At 73.2% G+C, this 14,521-nt stretch carries 17 protein-coding genes and 1 tRNA gene; 12 read left to right on the forward strand and 6 right to left on the reverse strand.

Features of this window, described 5'->3' with window-relative positions; all coding sequences use genetic code 11:
• Positions 1-41 precede the first annotated feature (41 nt).
• Positions 42-521, forward strand: a complete 480-nt coding sequence (locus tag AB0B63_RS24950) for a MarR family transcriptional regulator (protein ID WP_357022797.1) — start codon at positions 42-44, stop codon at positions 519-521.
• 136 nt (positions 522-657) lie between these two features.
• Here AB0B63_RS24950 and AB0B63_RS24955 read toward each other — a convergent pair whose 3' ends face one another.
• On the reverse strand, positions 658-2,535 hold the full coding sequence (locus AB0B63_RS24955) for a metallophosphoesterase (protein WP_357022800.1): 1,878 nt from the start codon (positions 2,533-2,535) through the stop codon (positions 658-660).
• 112 nt (positions 2,536-2,647) lie between these two features.
• Between AB0B63_RS24955 and AB0B63_RS24960 the strand changes: the two genes are divergently transcribed.
• The 4 genes from AB0B63_RS24960 to AB0B63_RS24975 all read left to right on the forward strand — a co-directional run bounded on the left by AB0B63_RS24960 (position 2,648) and on the right by AB0B63_RS24975 (position 4,954).
• Positions 2,648-2,721, forward strand: a tRNA-Thr gene (locus AB0B63_RS24960).
• A gap of 380 nt (positions 2,722-3,101) precedes the next feature.
• A complete protein-coding gene (locus AB0B63_RS24965; protein ID WP_208565576.1) occupies positions 3,102-3,821 on the forward strand; it encodes a hypothetical protein in 720 nt (239 codons plus the stop codon).
• 120 nt (positions 3,822-3,941) lie between these two features.
• Positions 3,942-4,460, forward strand: a complete 519-nt coding sequence (locus AB0B63_RS24970) for a SigE family RNA polymerase sigma factor (protein WP_208565577.1) — start codon at positions 3,942-3,944, stop codon at positions 4,458-4,460.
• The gene (locus AB0B63_RS24975; RefSeq protein ID WP_357022803.1) at positions 4,460-4,954 is read left to right on the forward strand and encodes a hypothetical protein; all 495 of its coding nucleotides are present in this window, start codon (positions 4,460-4,462) and stop codon (positions 4,952-4,954) included. Before AB0B63_RS24970 ends, AB0B63_RS24975 begins: the two co-directional genes overlap by 1 nt.
• Before the next feature lie 55 nt (positions 4,955-5,009).
• On the opposite strand, the gene AB0B63_RS24980 is transcribed toward AB0B63_RS24975, so the two are convergent.
• Both AB0B63_RS24980 and AB0B63_RS24985 read right to left on the reverse strand, forming a co-directional pair.
• Positions 5,010-5,372: a hypothetical protein gene (locus AB0B63_RS24980; RefSeq protein ID WP_208565579.1), complete on the reverse strand. Its 363-nt coding sequence runs from the start codon at positions 5,370-5,372 to the stop codon at positions 5,010-5,012.
• Between the two features lie 56 nt (positions 5,373-5,428).
• Positions 5,429-5,977 carry an SRPBCC family protein gene (locus AB0B63_RS24985; RefSeq protein WP_357022807.1) on the reverse strand — a complete coding sequence of 183 codons (549 nt, stop codon included), beginning with the start codon at positions 5,975-5,977 and terminating at the stop codon, positions 5,429-5,431.
• Positions 5,978-6,121: 144 nt separating this feature from the next.
• On the opposite strand from AB0B63_RS24985, the gene AB0B63_RS24990 reads away from it, so the two are divergent.
• The 3 genes from AB0B63_RS24990 to AB0B63_RS25000 all read left to right on the forward strand — a co-directional run bounded on the left by AB0B63_RS24990 (position 6,122) and on the right by AB0B63_RS25000 (position 7,860).
• Positions 6,122-6,754: a TetR/AcrR family transcriptional regulator gene (locus tag AB0B63_RS24990; protein WP_307798980.1), complete on the forward strand. Its 633-nt coding sequence runs from the start codon at positions 6,122-6,124 to the stop codon at positions 6,752-6,754.
• 265 nt (positions 6,755-7,019) lie between these two features.
• Entirely contained in the window at positions 7,020-7,172 is a 153-nt protein-coding gene (locus AB0B63_RS24995; protein ID WP_208565582.1) for a hypothetical protein, read from the forward strand.
• Between the two features lie 100 nt (positions 7,173-7,272).
• On the forward strand, positions 7,273-7,860 hold the full coding sequence (locus AB0B63_RS25000; RefSeq protein WP_307798981.1) for an HAD family phosphatase: 588 nt from the start codon (positions 7,273-7,275) through the stop codon (positions 7,858-7,860).
• Positions 7,861-7,909: 49 nt separating this feature from the next.
• Here the strand turns inward: AB0B63_RS25000 and AB0B63_RS25005 are convergent, their stop codons facing one another.
• The gene (locus AB0B63_RS25005; RefSeq protein WP_357022811.1) at positions 7,910-8,530 is read right to left on the reverse strand and encodes a pyridoxamine 5'-phosphate oxidase family protein; all 621 of its coding nucleotides are present in this window, start codon (positions 8,528-8,530) and stop codon (positions 7,910-7,912) included.
• A gap of 138 nt (positions 8,531-8,668) precedes the next feature.
• On the opposite strand from AB0B63_RS25005, the gene AB0B63_RS25010 reads away from it, so the two are divergent.
• The 3 genes from AB0B63_RS25010 to AB0B63_RS25020 are packed head-to-tail and all read left to right on the forward strand — an operon-like array spanning position 8,669 to position 10,859.
• The gene (locus tag AB0B63_RS25010; RefSeq protein WP_208565584.1) at positions 8,669-9,175 is read left to right on the forward strand and encodes a DUF2231 domain-containing protein; all 507 of its coding nucleotides are present in this window, start codon (positions 8,669-8,671) and stop codon (positions 9,173-9,175) included.
• Positions 9,172-9,705 carry an Hsp20/alpha crystallin family protein gene (locus AB0B63_RS25015; protein WP_357022814.1) on the forward strand — a complete coding sequence of 178 codons (534 nt, stop codon included), beginning with the start codon at positions 9,172-9,174 and terminating at the stop codon, positions 9,703-9,705. The genes AB0B63_RS25010 and AB0B63_RS25015 overlap by 4 nt, the downstream gene beginning before the upstream one ends.
• A gap of 8 nt (positions 9,706-9,713) precedes the next feature.
• Positions 9,714-10,859, forward strand: coding sequence for a glycosyltransferase family 9 protein (locus AB0B63_RS25020; protein ID WP_357022817.1), 1,146 nt, complete (start codon positions 9,714-9,716; stop codon positions 10,857-10,859).
• Positions 10,860-10,934: 75 nt separating this feature from the next.
• Here AB0B63_RS25020 and AB0B63_RS25025 read toward each other — a convergent pair whose 3' ends face one another.
• Both AB0B63_RS25025 and rfaE2 read right to left on the reverse strand, forming a co-directional pair.
• A complete protein-coding gene (locus tag AB0B63_RS25025; RefSeq protein WP_357022820.1) occupies positions 10,935-11,846 on the reverse strand; it encodes a glycosyltransferase family A protein in 912 nt (303 codons plus the stop codon).
• Positions 11,843-13,804: a D-glycero-beta-D-manno-heptose 1-phosphate adenylyltransferase gene (gene rfaE2 / locus AB0B63_RS25030; RefSeq protein WP_357022823.1), complete on the reverse strand. Its 1,962-nt coding sequence runs from the start codon at positions 13,802-13,804 to the stop codon at positions 11,843-11,845. Before rfaE2 ends, AB0B63_RS25025 begins: the two co-directional genes overlap by 4 nt.
• Before the next feature lie 122 nt (positions 13,805-13,926).
• Here rfaE2 and AB0B63_RS25035 point away from each other — a divergent pair, with 122 nt between their 5' ends.
• A complete protein-coding gene (locus AB0B63_RS25035; protein WP_208565588.1) occupies positions 13,927-14,469 on the forward strand; it encodes a type 1 glutamine amidotransferase domain-containing protein in 543 nt (180 codons plus the stop codon).
• Positions 14,470-14,521: the final 52 nt, after the last annotated feature.

A 14,521-nucleotide genomic window follows, 5' to 3' on the forward strand; every position in this document is an offset into this window, starting at 1 on the left:
TCAGGTTCCTGACACGACTCAACCTATGTCAGAATCCTGACATGAGTCAAGGTGATGCCGGCATCGACCTGAACACGTCCCTGGGCTACCTGCTGAAGGAGGCGTCGAGCGCCCTGCGGGTCGCCATGGAGGAGGTGCTGCGGCCCCTCGGGATGGGCGTGACGCACTACGCCTGCCTCGAACTGCTGGCGCAGCGACCGGGACTGTCGAACTCCGAACTCGCGCGGGGCGCATTCGTGACCCGGCAGACGATGAACGTCCTGCTCCAGAACCTGGAACGGGAGGGCTACGTGACCAGGCCCGCCGAGGCCCCCGTGGGCAAGGCGCTGCCCGCGCGGCTCACGCCGAGCGGTCGACGCAGCCTGGACCAGGCGACCGCCGCCGTCCGCTCGGTCGAGGTCAGAATGCTCTCCGGCATGACCGAGGCCGAACGCTCAGCCGCCTTCCACGCCCTCAAATCCATGATCCACTCCCTCACCTCCCCACCCACCCCACCTCCACCCCCCGCTGATCGGGGTTGATCAAGAGGTTTACGTCAGTTTGATCGCGCCTGGTGACGCAAACCTCTTGATCAACATCGACGGGCGGGCGGGCGGCGGGCGGACGGGCGGACGGGGGGAGGGCGGCGGGTCGGCGGGTGGTGCGGGGTGGGTGGGGTCAGGTGAGGGTTATCGGGGGTTCGGCCAGGTGGGGGGTCAGTGGGGTGCGGGGGGTCAGCCAGGAGGCGGTGGGGGACTGGTCGGGGTTGAGCTGCCAGTCGTGGCAGACCCGGTCGACGGCGATCGGATAGACGGTCAGCGTGCCGTCCGGGTCGATGCGCATCCGCAGGAACGACTTCGAGTCCTCGATGCCCTGCCCGGCGAAGAGTTCGTTGACGTTGACCCCGAAGGTGCCCGCCACCAGCAGGTATGCGGCCACCACCTGGGTGGCGACCAGCCCGATCACCGGGCCGTAGACCACGGCGGCGGCGACTGCCGGCAGCGGCCACGGCCAGTGGTGGAACGGCAGGTGCAGCCAGACCCAGGTGCCGGCGACCGCGAGCGCCACGTGCGCCAGCCCGTGACCGATGCCGAGCAGCCAGTGCCGGACGTGCCGTTTCCCGCTGGCGCTGGGCGGCTGGGCGAAGAACGCCGCACTGAGCAGCGTCACCCCCAACATGATCACCAACGGGACGCTGAACAGCCGCTGCTCGGTGCCGGTCCGGTTCGCCGCGACCCCGGCCATGGCGAGCATCAGCAGCGTGTGCAGGGTGCCGAGCAGGGTCCCGAAACCCGGGTTGCGCCGGGGCAGCCGGTGGAAGATCCCCCAGCCGTAGCGGCGGGAGCGGGCCGCGTCGGGGAACCGGGCCACCAGGTCGTACGCGCGGGTGCGGCTGGCCCGGCGGGACAGGGTGTCCTTCGGGGGCACCTCGATCCGCTCGGGCAGGGTGTGCGTCGGATACAGGTACGCGCCGCCCCCGCCGCAGGTGATCAACTGTCGTTCCGGGCCGGCGTACCGGGCGTAGTGGTGCAGGTCGCCGGAGACCAGCAGCCGCACGTGCGCGCCGGTGGGCGCGATGATCGTCCGGACGAAGTAGTCGATCGAGTCGTACGCGGTGGGATGGTCGACGGACTTCACCCAGGTCGGTGCCGGCACCGCCAGGATCACCCGGGAGTCGGGGCCGAGCCGGCGGGCCACCTCGTCGAAGTACGACAGCTGCGGATCGTCCAGGTAGGACCCCGACTGGTCGTCCAGGCCGAGCAGCCACCACCCGGCCGGCAGTTCCACCGCGAAGTACGACCGGGACTGACCGGTGCCCCAACCACCGAAGTTGCGGTCCCGGGAGCGGACGAACAGCCGCAGGAACGCGGTCAGCCCGTCGTACCAGTCATGATTGCCGGGCACCGCGAACAGCGTCGGCCGCTGTGGCGGGGCCACCGGCAGCGCCGCCTGGTACGGCCCCTTGCACCGGTCCTCGTACGCCTCGTAGGCCGCCGACGGGTAGACCTGGTCGCCCCCCATCACCAGGGTCTGCGCCCGGGGCAGCCGGTGCCCGTCGACCGTCAGCTCCGGCTGGGCCAGCAGGTACGCCACCGAGTAGGTGGCGTCGAAGCCGTCGCCCAGGTCGGCCACGTAGTCCAGCCACAGCCCACCGTCCGGGCCGACCTGCGCGCCGATCCGCGCGTCGAGCGCGTTCTGCAACTCCCGTTTGTCGAGGTACGCCCCGAAGAGCATCGCCAGCAGGGTGCGGATGCCGGTGCTGATCAACAGGAACGGCGCGAGCCAGGGGACCGGCTTACGGGGAGTGAAACCCAGCTCCACCGGATCAATGCCCCGTGGCCTGCGGACGGCCCGCTCACCGGGAGCGTGCTCGGCGTCCGGATCGACGGTCGGGTGCGGTGCGGCGCGGTCCGCCGGGGCGTCGACGGGGCCGGGACCGGCCGAAGCGCGGTCGCCGACGCTCTGTCCACCGCCGTCGGGGGTGGTGGGGCCGCCGGAAGTGGCGGGGCCGTCGGGGGTGGCGGGGCCGTCGGGGGTGGCGTGGTCGTCGCTCACCGGAGCAGCCTAGTCGTCCCGCACGACACCGATGTCCCATGATGTCCGGGTCACCCGACGCCGGAACCCTCTCGGTTCCGTCGGGGACCGTACCGTATACTCGATGATCGTTGCCGCCTTAGCTCAGTCGGCTAGAGCGACGCACTCGTAATGCGTAGGTCGACGGTTCGATTCCGTCAGGCGGCTCGGTAGCGAAAAGGCCCCGTGACCAGGCTTGATGCCTCGGTCGCGGGGCCTTTCCATGTCGGTTTGGTCTGCCTCGCCCGGTGCTCCGCTGCGCCGTCCCGTTGCAGTAGGAAACAGGCACCGCACCGCAGCAGAGCCGGCCGGCGTCCTGAACCTCACGAGGGCCGACCTCAGGTCGACCCGGTCCGGCTCGGCCCGGCCCTACCCGGCCCGGCCCGGTCCGGGTGGGCGCGGGCGGGCGCCGGCCACGGGTCCGCGCCGGGGCGTACGGGTCGCCGAGAAAATTCTGAGAAAGAGTTCTGGGGGCGGCAACCTGCGGGCGGTGGATCGCATGTACCCGGATGTAAGCAACGATCGCCACGATCCATAGGGGCCCGAATATGTCCGCACGTCGTCTGCTGCTGCCCGCTGTCACCGTTCTGTTCGCCCTGACCGCCTGCGGCGCCACCGAGGAATCCGGTCCCGGCTCGACGGCGTCCGCTCCGGCGAGCGGCACCCCGAGTCCGACGTCCACGGTGAACATCACGACGGCCGGGGATGTCAAGAGTGCCGACTGTCCCTCCGCGAGCACCCTGCAGAAGTTGGTCGAGCTGCCGGCGGGGATGACCTTCGGCAAGGTCGAGTGTGTGAAGGACTGGGCGGGGGCCGCGCCGCAGGGTCCGAAGGCCGGTGACGGTGTCTACCTGTTCCACTACACCGCTGGTACGGGCTGGAAGTACTACGGCGAGGGTAGCGGTTACGACTGCAAGGATCTGGGTCTGACCGTGCCGGCCCCGTTCTGCATCTCGGATTCGGCGCCCGCTACGAAGAAGCCGACGACGAAGCCGGCGGCGACGAAGCCGGTGACCACGAGTCCCTCGTGTCCTTCGGTGAACATGCTGGAATCCCTGGTCGAGCTGCCGAAGGGGATGACCTTCGGCAAGGTCGAGTGTGTGAAGGACTGGGCGGGGGCCGCGCCGCAGGGTCCGAAGGCCGGTGACGGCGTCTACCTGTTCCACCACACGGCTGGTACGGGCTGGAAGTACTACGGCGAGGGCAGCGGTTACGACTGCAAGGACCTGGGCCTGACCGTGCCGGCCCCGTTCTGCATCTCCGACTGACCAGAGTGGTCGCGGTTGCGCGCTGTGGCGCACACTGGCTACGGTGTGCGCCACAGTCAGCCGGCCGCATCGCCGCCGCGCCCTGACAATCTGTGCGGCACCAGGGGGCACGAGCGGGGCATGGCGGAGTCGATCGACGACCAGTTCCGGGAGTTCGTGCAGACCCGCTCGCCGGCGTTGCTGCGGACGGCGTTCCTGCTGACCGGTGACCGTCACCTCGCCGAGGATCTGGTGCAGGACGCCCTGGCCCGTACGCATCGGGGCCGGCGGCGGCTGGGCGATCCGGGGCACTTCGAGGCGTACACCCGCACTGCGATGTACCACCAGCAGGTGAGCTGGTGGCGGCGACGCAGGGTGGCCGAGTCCCTGCCCGGGGAGTTGGCCGACGTGGCGCAGCCCGGCAGCGACCACACCCACCGGACCGATCTCAAGCTGGCCCTGCACCAGGCTCTCGCCCAGCTCACCCAGCGGCAGCGCGCGGTGCTGGTGATCCGGTTCTTCGAGGACCGCAGCGAGGCCGAGGCCGCGCATCTGTTGCAGTGCTCGGTCGGCACGATCAAGAGTCAGACCAGTAAGGCACTGGCCCGGATGCGGCAGATCGCGCCCGAACTGCTCTCGACCGTGTTGGAGGAGGCCTGATGACCGACGACCTCGGGCCGCTGCGTCAGGCCATGTCTGATCTGAGCGAGCACGGCGGCAGCGCCGACCTGTACGAGCGGACCCTGCGCCGGTCGCGGCAGACGCAGCGGCGGGCGACCATCGCCACCGGCGTCGCCGCCGCAACGGTGGTGTTCGCCATCGGCGGTACGGTCGCCTTCGTCGCCGGTCACCGGCCCGACGCGTCGACACCCGCAGCCGCCCCCAGTGGTGCCGGACCCGGGCAACCCGACTGTCCGTCGGTCGAAACCCTCGGCAGCCTGGTCGAGCTGCCACCGGACTGGTCCTTCGCATCCCCGCAGGTGCAGTGCGTGCAGACCTGGGCGACGGCCGACGTGAAGCGCCCGTCCGGCGGCAACATCCGCTACCTGTTCCACTACACGGCCGAGGTGGGCTGGCGGTACCAGGACCAGGGTGCCGGGTGGGACTGCAAGAAGCTCGGCCTCACCCAGCCGGCCCCGTTCTGCACCTCCTGACCGCAGACCCCCGGGGAACGCCCGGCCGGACCAGCGCGGGCGAACGGCTGCCCGGTCAGCGGGCACCGTGGCGTCTGCGCAGGGCGTGGTAGGCGACCGCGAGGGCGGTGCCGAGGACGACGATGACGACCTCGTGCCCGGGATGGAGGTTCTTCGACAGGCTGGGGGCGCGGTCCGGGCCGATCGCCCAGAGCGCCAGACCCGCGCCGTAGGCCGCGCCGAGTGCGACGGCCCACCACCGTAGTGGGCGGAGGGCATCGCGGCGCAGCACGGTGACCAGCGCGATCGCCACCGGGACGACGGCCACCATGGCGAACTGGACGGCGACGAGGACGGCGACCGCCCAGGCGCTGATGACGAGGGGTCGTGAGCGGGGCAGGGCACCCGGGTTCGCGAGCGCAGGCGGGGCATGGGACATGGTGGTTCCTTCCGGTGCGAGGGGTCGGGTGACGGGACGGCGTCCGGTGGGCGGGCTCAGGGGCGGGTCTGCCCGGCTTCCGCCTTCTCGGCGGCGGTCCTGAGGTCGGCCAGCCACGCCTGCAGCCCGTACCCGAGGTAGGTGGTGGAGGTTGCCACGTCGGCCTCGACCTGGGCGCCGGTCCAGGTCTCCTCGGTGCGGACCAGTACGCCGCCGGGGACCTCGGTGAAGGTCCAGACGTGGACGCCGTTGTCGATGTGGAGTCCGTCGCCGGTCCCCGGGCCGGCCCAGCGAATGCACCGGTAGGGCGTCAGCTGCGTGACGGTCGAGGTGATGGTCAGCGTCGTCGCCGGGGTCATCGGGGTTTCCGGGACCGGCGTGGTCCAGCGGAACGCCGACCCCGCGCGCAGGTCGCCGTCGTCGAGGCGGGCGACGGTGGTGACCGGGGCCTGCCAGGAGGGCCAGTTCTCGACGTCGGTCTGGAGGTGCCAGACGGTGTGCAGCGACGCGTCGATCAGCATCTCGGCGCGGAACCGGATGCGGGCCGTCGGGTCGACGCCCTGCCCGTCGCAGGCGATCACCGGCTGGTTCGTGGTCGATGCCATCTGACTCCACCTCTCTCATTTTCGCGACGACGTGTCGCATGAGTTAGACCCTATAACTTCAGGGAACTTCGGTCAATAGCGGAAGTGATAGCCTGTAACTGTCGTGTTGGTAGGTGTGCGAACGGGGGGTCCATGGGTGCCGACGTGACCGGTCCGCGCGAGCGGTACCGCGCCCAGGTGCGGGCGGAGATCAAACAACGGGCCTGGGAGCAGCTCGCCACGACCGGGGTGTCGGCGCTGTCCCTCAAGGCGATCGCCGAGCAACTGGGGATGAGCGGCCCGGCCCTCTACCGGTACTTCGCCAGTCGGGACGAGCTGATCACCGCCCTGATCCGCGACGCGTACCGCAGCCTCGCCGACGCGCTCCGGACCGCCGCCGACGCCGGTGCCGACGTCGCCGGACTGGCGCACACCGTGCGGGCCTGGGCCCTGGACGATCCGCAGCGCTACCTGCTGATCTGGGGTACGCCCGTGCCCGGCTACCACGCCCCCGACGACACCACCGCCATCTCGGCCGAGATCATGGCGACGGTCGTCGACGCCTACCGCAGACGCGACGTCCAGCCCTCCGGACGGCGGATCGAGGCCCACCTCGACGACCATCGCGGCTGGGCCGGGGACCCGACCGTGCCGGCTGCCGCGCTGCGGCAGGCGCTGGCCTTCTGGACCCGGGTGCACGGCGTCCTGTCCCTCGAACTCGCCGGCCACTTCGCCGACATGGGATTCGACCCCGCGCTGCTGTTCGACGACGAGATCGACGACCTCCTCGGCCGCTGACCGCCGCCCCGACCGCTGACGCCGCCCGCCTGCCCCGACCGCCGACGCCGGCCGCCCCTGCCGGCAGCCGACGCCCGCCGGCTGACCGTCCGCACCCGCCGCCGGCCGCCCCTGCCGGCCGCCGACGCGGACGTCCACGGGGGCGTCCGCGCCGGTGCAGGGCTGCGCTCCGGCCACCGCGCGTCGGCACGGGTCGGTGCCCGTGGCCCGGCACGACTAATGTGAGCAGTCAGCCACCGTACGCTTACGAGGACGGGACCCCTCGATGAGATGTGCCTTCTGTGGCCGGTGGTGGCCGCTGCCCTGGGCGTGCGGCCGGTGCCGGCGTGACCGTCGCCGGATGCGCCGCGACTACCTGCGCCGCGCCGCCCCGCAGGACGCGCTGCGCGACCTGACCCGCACCGACCCGGACCACTGACCGGACCGCAGCCCCACCCACCACGCAGCCCGGTCGTCGCGTGTCGGCGGGAGACGGCCGGTGGGAGAGGGGCAGGTCCCGGCGTGGCTATCCTGGGCCCGTGCTGCCCCTGCCGCCCGGCGACTTCCGGGCCTACCTGTTCGACTGCGACGGCACCATCGTCGACTCCATGCCGGTGCACCACCTGGCCTGGCGGGCCGCGCTCGACGAGTGGGGCTGCGACCTGCCCGAGGACCTCTTCTACGCCTGGGGCGGCCGGCCGGTGGCCGACATCGTCGTCGACCTCAACGCGCGGCACGGGCTGGCCATGCCGGTCGACGTGGTGGCGCGTCGCCGGGAGGACGCCTATCAGACCTTCCTGCCGCAGCTCACCGCCGTGCCCGGGGTGCTGGCGCACATCGAGCGGGCACACCGGCGGGTGCCGTTCGCGGTGGTCTCCGGCAGCACCCGGGAATCGGTGACCGCCTCGCTGTCCGCGCTCGACCTGCTCGACCGGTTCGACGTGCTGGTCTGCGCGGAGGACTACGCGCGGGCCAAGCCGGACCCGGAGTGCTATCTGCTGGCGGCGCGGCTGCTCGACGTACCGCCGGAGCAGTGTCTGGTGTTCGAGGACACCGACCTGGGAGTCGCGGCGGCGACGGCGGCGGGCATGGCCTCGGTCCGCGTCCCGCCGCCCTGGCAACGCTGAACCCGGTCGGGCCGGCGGCCCCGACCACCGCCGGCCCGGGACCCGGCGGTCAACCCCGGTAGAGCTTCTCCGCGTACGCCGGGCCGTAGTAGCGCTCCAGGTCGGCCAGGCTGTCGGTCGGCGTCTCGACCTCCTTGACCAGCCGGGCGCGGGACGGCAGCGTGTCCGGCTGCCAGGTCTCCGGCTGCCACAGCTCGGAGCGGAGGAACGCCTTCGCGCAGTGGTAGAAGATCTGCTCGACGGCCACCTCGACGGCGAGCACCGGCCGGTGCCCCTGGACCAGCATGTCGTCGAAGTAGGGCGCGTCGCGCACCAGCTTCGCCCGGCCGTTGATCCGCAGGGTGTCCGTCCGACCCGGGATCAGGAAGATCAGCCCGACGTGCGGGTTGTCGAGGATGTTGCGGTAGCCGTCGGCCCGCCGGTTGCCCGGCCGCTCCGGGACGGCGATCGTCCGGTCGTCGAGCACCAGCGCGAAGCCGGGCGGGTCGCCCTTGGGGGAGACGTCGCAGCTGCCGTCCGCGCCGGCGGTGGCGACCAGGCAGAACGGCGAGGCGGCCAACCACTGCCGGTCCCGTTCGTGCAGCACGGTGCGTTCCTTGGCCGCCGCCCGGGGCATCGGTGCCCCCAGCAGCGCGCGTAGCTCCTCGTGTGAGGTGATCTCCACCGTCACGTCCGCCTCCCCCGTCCGTTGATCTCGGTGGCGGGCGGTGGCACACCGGCCGCCGTACGCAGCCTATGCGGGCGTGGCGAGCCGGTTTGTCCCCGACCGGCGCACCCTGCCCCCGGACGAAGCAGTGGAGGGCCCGCGATGGAGAGCCGACTGAAGGTGCTCGGGCACCCGGTGCATCCGATGCTGGTGATGTTCCCGGTCGCGTTGCTGGTCACCGGCACCCTCTTCGACGTCGTGGACACGGTCGGCGGCCCCGACTTCCTCGCCGAGGTGGCGTACTGGAACATCACCGTCGGCCTGGTCGGTGGTCTGCTGGCCGCGGTGGCCGGCGCGTTCGACCTGCTGGCCATCCCGGCCGGCACCCGGGCGAAGCGGGTGGCGCTCACCCACGCGGCGGCGAACGTCGCGGTGATCCTGCTCTTCGCCGCCGTCTGGGCGGTCCGGTTGAACGCCGACTCCCGGGCGGCCGGTGGCGCGTTGATCGCCATCGAGGTGGTCGGCCTGGCCATCCTCGGCGTCAGCGCCTGGCTCGGCGGGGAACTGGTCGACCGGTTGGGGGTGGGCGTCGACCCCGACGCCGGCCTGGACGCCCCCAGCTCGCTGCGGCCCGTCCCGGCCAGCCGACCGGTGGGAGAGGTGCGATGACGGAGCAGCCGGGCCGGGGCAGCCGCCAGCAGGGCGGGGACCTGACGGGCGAACTCCAGGCGTTGCGCGCCGAGCTGAGCCGGCTGGCCGGTGGCCGGGGTGTGTCGCCCGACGTCGAGCTGACCGAGGTCGCCGACGGCTGGCAGGTGACCGTGCGGCTGCCCGGGGTGGCCCCGGAGGAGGTCGCCGTCGAGCTGGACGACCGGGAACTCTGCGTCCGGGCCCGGTCGGAGGCCGAGGTCAACGCCGACCAGGGCATCCCCGGTGGGGTCGAGACCCGCAGCTTCGAACACCGGGTCGACCTGCCGTCGCGGGTCGACCCCGACGCCATCGACGCGGTGATGGACCACGGCCTGCTCCGGGTCCACCTGCCCCGGGCGGCGCGGCCCACGCCGCGCACCATCACCGTCGGCCGCGCCGGCTACCCACCCGGCCCCACCCGCACCGGTACGCCCACCGGCGTGGACCCGGCGGCGGACCGGGAACTGCACCACCCGGACACCGCCGTCGACCCGCTCGACCGGCCGTAGGGGCCCCGGTGGACAGCCCGGCACTGGGTGGCCCGTTGGGCGAGCGGGTGCCCGACGTGGCCCGGATCGCCGTGCTGCGCGCCAACGCGCTCGGCGACCTCATCTTCCTGCTGCCCGCCCTGGAGTCGCTGCGGGCGGCGTACCCGACGGCGGAGATCGTGCTGTTCGGTGCGCCGTGGCACGCGACGCTGTGGCGCGACCGGCCCGGCCCGGTCGACCGGGTGCTGGTCGTCCCACCGGCTCCCGGCATCCGCGAGCCCGGCCCCGACGAGCCGCCCGGGTCGCTCGACGACTTCCTGGCCGACGCGGCCCGGGAGGGCTACGACCTGGCGTTGCAGGTGCACGGTGGCGGAGCCAACTCGAATCCGGTCATGAGCCGGTTGGGGGCCCGGGTCACCGCCGGGTTGCGCGCCGAGGACGCCCCACCGCTGGACCGCTGGCTGCGCTACGTCTACTACCAGCCCGAGGTGACCCGCTACCTGGAGGTGGTGGCCCTGGTCGGGGCGGGTGCGGTCACCGTCGTACCGACGCTGGCGGTGACCGACGCGGACCGGGCGCAGGCGCGGGCGGTGCTTGGCGAGCCGGACCGGCCCCGGGTGGCGCTGCACCCCGGGGCGAGCGACACCCGGCGGCGCTGGCCCGCGCGGCGGTTCGCCGAGGTGGCCCGGACCCTGCACGACGACGGGTACGAGGTGCTGGTCACCGGCACCCCCGCCGAGCGGGCGGTGGTGGACGAGGTGGTCGCGGCGGCCGGGGTGCCGGTCCGTCCCCAGGTCGGCACGCTCAGCCTCGGCGGGCTGGCCGCCGCGTACGCGGGCTGCGCGTTGGTGGTCTCCAACGACACCGGCCCGCTGCACCTGGCCGGTGCGGTGGGCACCCCGACGGTGGGTGTCTACTGGGTCGGCAACATGATCAACGGGGCGACCCCGTTGCGCGGCCGGCACCGCCCGATCGCCGCCTGGACGACGCGCTGCCCGGTCTGCGGGGTCGACTGCACCCCGGGCATCTATCCGCACCGGCCCGGCGACGGCAACTGCCCGCACCGGGACTCGTTCGTCGCCGACGTGCCGGTGGTCGAGGTGCTCGAAGCCGCCGCCGACCTGCTCCACCCCGGGCCGGGCGCGGTGACCGCCCCTGACCGCCCGCGCCCCTGACCGCCCTCACCGCGACCGGCGGCCGGGGTCGAGTTGGCCGGTGCCCCCCGGCTGGTTGTGCGGCGTCGGGCCGGGTCAGGCCGGTTGGGTGGTGTCGGCGCGGGCCGGACGCGTGGTGGTCTGCCGTGTGGTGTCGGCGGCGACCACCTCCCACGCCTCGACGGCACGTTCGGTGACGGTGGTCGGTGACTCCAGGTGGTAGGCGCCGCTGGGCAGCACACCCGCGCCGCCGTACCGGGCCAGCACCGCGAGCTGGGCGGCGACGTCCTCGCCCTGGTGGTTCGCCGGAACCCGCCGCCAGAACTCGAAGCCGCCCGAGTCGACAAGCGCCGCCCGGTCGTAGAGCACGCAACCGCCGATCCAGGAGATCTTGTACGCCCGCCACGCCCCCGGCGGCAGGCCCACCTTCTGCTGGACGTGCAGCAGGTTCGCGGCCGGGTGGATGGCGGCCCGCTGCCACTGCGGGGTGTCGGGGCGGACCAGTTCCGGCACCACCGGCCCGTCCCACTCCTCGTAGTGCCCGTGCGTCTCGGGGCGGACGTCGTCGGCGTACGACAGGCCGTGCACCGCGTTGCCGACGAACCCGCAGCCCAGTTCCCCGATCGCGGTGACCAGCCGACCGAGGGTGCCCGGTTCGAGCCAGACGTCGTCGTCGAGGCAGAGCACGTACCGGGCCACCGACCGGTCCAGCAGGTACGCGCGGTGTTCGGCCAGCCCGCGCCGGGGCAGTCGCCGGGTCAGCAGCACCGGGTGCCCCCGGTGGCGCAACGCCCGGACCATGGTGGCCGCCGCCGGGTGCGCGTACGCCGGGTCGTCGTCGGACTGGTCGCTGACCACCACCCCGAAGTCGGGGACCTCGACCTGGGCGGCCAGCCCGGCCAGGGTGACCGCCAGTTCGGCCGGGCGGTTGCGGGTGGGGATCAGCACGTCGAGCCGACGGGGTCGGCGGAACTCCCCGGGCGTGCCGAGGTCGAGCGGTCGGTTCACGGGGTCCTGCCCAGGCTCTGCGCGGTCGGGGTCGGGGTCGGGTGGGTCGGGGTCGGGTGGGGCGTCGTCGGCTCCGGGCCGGGTGCCGCCGACGGGTCGACGGCGGGTCGTACCGCCCCGGCACGACCGTCGGCGGCGGCCCGGCCGGCGGTGTGGGTGGCCCGGCCGGCGGTGGTCCGGGTGGCCTGGTCGGCGGCGCCCTCGGCGGCCTGGGCGCGGATCCGGTCGATGATCGCCGAGGTGGACCGGTCCGGCACGTAGCCGAGGGTGCGTACCTGACCGCCGAGCCGGCGGACCAGCGACGCCTCCGGGACCATCTCCGGCGGGTAGTCGCCGCCCTTGACGTACACGTCGGGGCGGACCGCCTCGATCAGGCCGACCGGCGAGTCCTCCTCGAAGACCACCACGTGGTCCACGCAGGACAACGCGGCGAGCAGGGTGATCCGGTCCTCGACCGGGTTGACCGGCCGGTCGGCACCCTTGAGCCGGCGGACGCTGGAGTCGGAGTTGACCGCGACCACCAGCAGATCCCCCAGGGCCCGCGCCTGCTCCAGGTAACGCACGTGACCGGGGTGCAGCACGTCGAAGCAGCCGTTGGTGAAGACCACCGACCGGCCGGCCCACCGGTGGTCGGCGACGATCGCGTCCAGCTCGCCGGTGCCGACCAGCGTCGGATGGGCGGTGCCGTCGGGTGCGCCACCGAGCGCGTCGAGCAGGTCCTCCCAACGGCACACACAGGTGCCGGTGTCGGAGACGGTGATGGTGGCGGCGAGCTGGGCCAACTGGGCGGCGGTCGGCAGCGACGCCTCGGCGGCCAGCGCGAGCGTCATCGCCGCCAGGTAGGCGTCCCCCGCGCCGACGGCGTGACTGGCCGGGACGGGCGTGCTGTGGCTGCGCCGGTGTGCGCCGTCCGCGCCGCCGACGATGGCACCCTCGGTGTCCAGGGTCACCGCGACGACGTCCGCGCCGGTGTGCGCGCGCAGCTCGGCCAGCCGCGCCTGCGCCAGTTCGGCCCGGTCGACGCCCTCCCCGACGGTGGCGTTGACGGTCACCCCGGCCCCGGTCACGCTCAACCCGTCGCCGGTCATCGCGACCCGCCCCTCACCGGGGGTCGGTTCGCCGGTCGGGCCGGCCGGTGCCCGACCGACCCCACCCGGGGCGGTGCCCACGACCAGCTCCGACGGCCCGTCCGTCGGATCGCTCGGCGGGTGGTCCAGGTGCAGGCCGGTGCCGCCGGTACGGGTCGGGGCGGGCGGTGCGCCGAAGCCGGCGGCGGCGCGGGCCAGCAGCCGGGTCGCCTCGGCGAAGCTGGGGGTGACCACCGTCGGGTTCAGCCCCCGCCAGTCGGCCAGGTCGTGGGCGTCCAGGGCGACGGTGGCGTACCGGTGCCGGTGGGCGAACAGCCAGGCGCGCACCGGGGCGGGCAGCGCGCCGAGACCGTAGTCGCAGACCACCAGGGTGGGCGCGGCCCCGCCGGCCACCGCCCGCAGCTCCTCGGTGGCGCAGCTCAGGGCGGTGAGCAGCCGGGCGACACCGTCGTCGTCGAGCGGTTCGTCGGGCTCGCCGGAGTCCTCCCGGAGCAGGATCTGGTTGCCGGCCAGCATCCGGCGTTTCACCGGCGTCGGCCGGTGCGGTTCGCCGACCGTACGGTCCCAGACGCCGGCCCGGTCCAGGCAGTCGTGCAGTTCGTCGCCGGCCACGTCCGCCCCGACCGGGGCGACCAGCAGCGCCCTTCCGCCGAGCGTGGCGACGTTGACCGCGGTGTTCGCGGCCCCACCTGCGGCGGTGATGCGTCGACGCAGGGTGAGGATCGGCGCGGGCGCCTCCCGGCACAGCCGCTCCGACTCGGCGAAGCGCCACTCGTCGAGCATGGCGTCGCCGACGACGAGGACGGCCCGGTCCCGCCAGCTCTCCACCACGGTGGCGAGCCGGCGCTGTTCCGCTGCTGCTCCTGCCATGCCCACCGGGGTCCCCCGCGCCGACCAGGCCAAACCCTCCGCCATGCCCGGCGACCAGGGTCACGTTTCGGGCCCTACGCCCCGGGAACCGACCAGAGGTATCCGGAGAGGGGAAAACCGACATGGCAGCCACGACATTGCAGGGCAAGCGGATCGCGTTCCTCGCCACCGACGGCGTGGAGGAGGTCGAGTACGTGCAGCCGCGCGAGGCGGTCGAGAAGGCGGGCGCGACCGCCGAGCTGGTATCGCTCAAGCCCGGCACCATCCAGGCCTTCAACCATCTGGACCAGGGCAAGACGTACGACGTGGCGGTGACGGCGGCCGACGCGGACGCCGACGGCTACGACGCGCTGGTGCTGCCCGGCGGGGTGGCCAACCCGGACTTTCTGCGTACCGACCCGGACGCCGTCCGGTTCGTGCAGGCGTTCTTCGCGGCCGGGAAGCCGGTCGGGGTGATCTGCCACGGCCCGTGGACCCTGGTCGAGGCGGGCGTGGTGGCCGGTCGTCGGATCACCAGCTGGCCGAGCCTGCGTACCGACCTGACCAACGCCGGTGCGACCTGGGTGGACGAGCAGGTGGTGACCGACGGCAACCTGGTCAGCAGCCGAAACCCCGACGACCTCCCGGCGTTCTGCGCCGCGCTCGTCGACCGGTTCGCCGCCTGAGGCGTACCCCCGAGGGGCAGGTGGGTCCCCGGTGGCCCGCGTGCCCGCCTGG

This window comes from Micromonospora sp. NPDC049081 (assembly GCF_040648835.1).
Lineage (GTDB): Bacteria > Actinomycetota > Actinomycetes > Mycobacteriales > Micromonosporaceae > Micromonospora > Micromonospora antibiotica.

Bases quoted from the DNA above. Each gene is read 5' to 3' on its own strand.
- rfaE2 (WP_357022823.1), bottom strand. From the start codon at position 13,804: ATGGCAGGAGCAGCAGCGGAACAGCGCCGGCTCGCCACCGTGGTGGAG.
- AB0B63_RS25010 (WP_208565584.1), top strand. From the start codon at position 8,669: ATGGAGAGCCGACTGAAGGTGCTCGGGCACCCGGTGCATCCGATGCTG.
- AB0B63_RS24970 (WP_208565577.1), top strand. From the start codon at position 3,942: ATGGCGGAGTCGATCGACGACCAGTTCCGGGAGTTCGTGCAGACCCGC.
- AB0B63_RS24965 (WP_208565576.1), top strand. From the start codon at position 3,102: ATGTCCGCACGTCGTCTGCTGCTGCCCGCTGTCACCGTTCTGTTCGCC.
- AB0B63_RS24995 (WP_208565582.1), top strand. From the start codon at position 7,020: ATGAGATGTGCCTTCTGTGGCCGGTGGTGGCCGCTGCCCTGGGCGTGC.
- AB0B63_RS25035 (WP_208565588.1), top strand. From the start codon at position 13,927: ATGGCAGCCACGACATTGCAGGGCAAGCGGATCGCGTTCCTCGCCACC.
- AB0B63_RS24975 (WP_357022803.1), top strand. From the start codon at position 4,460: ATGACCGACGACCTCGGGCCGCTGCGTCAGGCCATGTCTGATCTGAGC.
- AB0B63_RS25015 (WP_357022814.1), top strand. From the start codon at position 9,172: ATGACGGAGCAGCCGGGCCGGGGCAGCCGCCAGCAGGGCGGGGACCTG.
- AB0B63_RS24950 (WP_357022797.1), top strand. From the start codon at position 42: ATGAGTCAAGGTGATGCCGGCATCGACCTGAACACGTCCCTGGGCTAC.
- AB0B63_RS24980 (WP_208565579.1), bottom strand. From the start codon at position 5,372: ATGTCCCATGCCCCGCCTGCGCTCGCGAACCCGGGTGCCCTGCCCCGC.
- AB0B63_RS24985 (WP_357022807.1), bottom strand. From the start codon at position 5,977: ATGGCATCGACCACGAACCAGCCGGTGATCGCCTGCGACGGGCAGGGC.